Source organism: Aeromonas sp. QDB25 (genome assembly GCF_027707725.1).
In the GTDB taxonomy this organism is placed as follows: domain Bacteria; phylum Pseudomonadota; class Gammaproteobacteria; order Enterobacterales; family Aeromonadaceae; genus Aeromonas; species Aeromonas caviae.
In genome coordinates this window covers 1-2265 of record NZ_JAPCIZ010000178.1, presented here as the reverse complement: position 1 = coordinate 2265, position 2265 = coordinate 1, and the positions used below count along the sequence as shown (strand labels likewise).

The window sequence follows — 2265 nt, the reverse complement described above, 5'->3', positions numbered from 1 at the left end:
AACCTTAGACCGCGCAAATGTTTGGATTTCAGGCAACCGCAGATCGTGTTTGATGAACTACGACAGGTTGCTTGATTTGGCGGGTGTTGCACTTCGGAGTTGAATTCGCGGATCCCTCGCGGTCGCGATCAAGGTACGCAGCAACCGTTCCCCCCATCCCTGCCCGCGCGCCCCCGAACGCAGCCCCATCACCACCAGGGCGCAGTGGCGGTTGCGTGCCAGGCCGCCACCAAGGAGCGCGGCAAACCCTTGCACCTCCCCCGCCAGCTCCAGCAGCCACATGGCCTGATTGGGGGCCGCGGCCATGGCCTCGAGCCGCCTGCGCTGCCCCTCGATGTCCGAGGGGCGCTCTCCCGCTTCATACAGCATGAAGCGGGTCTCCCTGTCCAGTTGCCCGAAGAAGCGATCCAGCACCGCCGCATCCTCCACCCCTGCCATACGAATCATCACGCCGACCTCCCTGCCTGGTGGCTCTGCCGACCACAACCATAAAAAAACGACTCCCTCAGGAGTCGTTTTTATCAGAGCCATCTGGCTAACGCCACGCCCTCGGCCCGATCAGGGATTCGCTGACAGGCCGCTTCCACCTGCATCGCGCGAGGGGAAGATCCCGAGCGACGATCAGGCCTTCGCTGGCAGGCTCAGGCGAGCGACCGCTTCCACGTGCATGGAGTGCGGGAACATGTCCACCGGCTGCACCTCGTCCAGCACGAAGCCCTGCTTGACCAGCCAGGCGAGATCCCGGGCCAGGGTCTGGGGGTTGCAGGAGACATAGACCAGACGGCGCGGCGCCATGGCCACCAGGGTCTGCAATACCGCCTTGTCACAGCCCTTGCGGGGCGGATCCATCACCACCACATCGGCACTCACCCCGTCGGCATGCAGGGCAGGCATCAGCTGCTCCGCCTTGCCCACGTGGAACTCGGTCTGCTCGATGCCGTTGAGGGCCGCATTGCGACGGGCGTCGCTGATGGCACTCTCCACCGACTCAATCCCCACCACCTTGGCGGCCTTGCCTGCCAGGAACAGGGAGATGGTGCCGATGCCGCAATAGATGTCGAACACCGTCTCGCTGCCGGTCAGCTCGCAATACTCCAGCGCCTTGGAGTAGAGCACGTCGGTCTGGCTCGGGTTGTTCTGGAAGAAGGAGAGGGGCGAGATCTCGAATTCGAGCTCGTGGATCTTGTCGCGGATCACCCCGCTGCCCAGCAGCACCCGGTTCTTGTCACCCAGGATGCGGTTGGTACGCGCCTCGTTGATGTTCTGCACCAGGGTAGTGACCGGCAGATCCGCCAGGGCCGCCAGCAGTTCGGCTTCGAACGGCAGCGCTTCGCCCAGGGTCACCAGCACCACCATCAGCTCGCCGCTCTTGAAGCCCTTGCGGGTCATCAGGTTGCGCACGCAGCCGGTGTGGGCCACCTCGTCATAGGCCGCGATGTCGTGCTCGCGCATCCAGTTGCGTACCCGGGCGTTGAGCTCCATGTGCAGCGAGTCCTGCACCGCACAATCATCGGCGGTGATGAGGTCATGGGAGTGCTTGCGGTAGAAGCCGATCTCGGCGCCCGCCTCGCTGCCACGCACCGCGTACTGGGCCTTGTTGCGGTAGGCAAACGGCGTCTCCATGCCGAGGATGGGGTTGACCACGGCCTCACCCAGCCCGACCTGTTCCAGTGCGCTCTGCACCAGGCTCTGCTTGAGGGCAAGCTGGGCCGGATAGGCCAGCGGGCGCACCTGGCAGCCACCGCATTCGGTGTTGGGGCAAAAATCGGCCACCCGATCGGCAGAGGGCTGGGTCAACTCGACCAGCTTGCCGTGCAGGTAGTTCGGTTTGACCTCGGTCAACTCGACCAGCGCCTGCTCACCGGGCAGCAGACCCTCGACAAACAGGGGGCGATCGAACAGGCGACCCTTGCCATCCCCCTTGTCGGTCAGTTCCAGAATATCGATCTGATGTTGGTGTCCCACTAACGGCATGAGCGGCTCCGAAGGCATGAAAGAGAGGGTGACGACGGGGCAGACCCGGCGACCCCGAATAAAGGGTGGCAGAGTTTAGCGGAGATCCGCCCAAAATGCAGGCATAAAAGACCCCGCAGACACAAATAGCGACCCCGGCCACCAGCGGCCCGGTCCGGGCAGCCTGGCCACCTCGCCCCAATAAAAAAAGGTTCATCGCGGCTTTCCGGGGAAGGCCGCCTTGATTTTCAGAAAAAAGTATTCTGAGTCCCTAAATCCATATGCCATGCGCTTTATCACTTTGATCTTGTT

General features: G+C 63.0%; 2 protein-coding genes and 1 pseudogene. All 3 read right to left on the bottom strand.

Annotated elements, in window-relative coordinates; all coding sequences use genetic code 11:
* Window positions 1-111: 111 nt before the first annotated feature.
* Window positions 112-447, bottom strand: a pseudogene (locus PG883_RS23265) (GNAT family N-acetyltransferase); the annotation flags it as partial.
* 174 nt (window positions 448-621) lie between these two features.
* Entirely contained in the window at window positions 622-1974 is a 1353-nt protein-coding gene (gene rlmD / locus PG883_RS23260) for a 23S rRNA (uracil(1939)-C(5))-methyltransferase RlmD (RefSeq protein WP_103857994.1), read from the bottom strand.
* A gap of 192 nt (window positions 1975-2166) precedes the next feature.
* Window positions 2167-2265, bottom strand: a 99-nt coding sequence (locus tag PG883_RS23255) for a transposase (protein WP_167576793.1), incomplete at its 5' end; no start/stop codon positions are given.

Bases quoted from the DNA above. Each gene is read 5' to 3' on its own strand.
- rlmD (WP_103857994.1), bottom strand. From the start codon at position 1,974: ATGCCGTTAGTGGGACACCAACATCAGATCGATATTCTGGAACTGACC.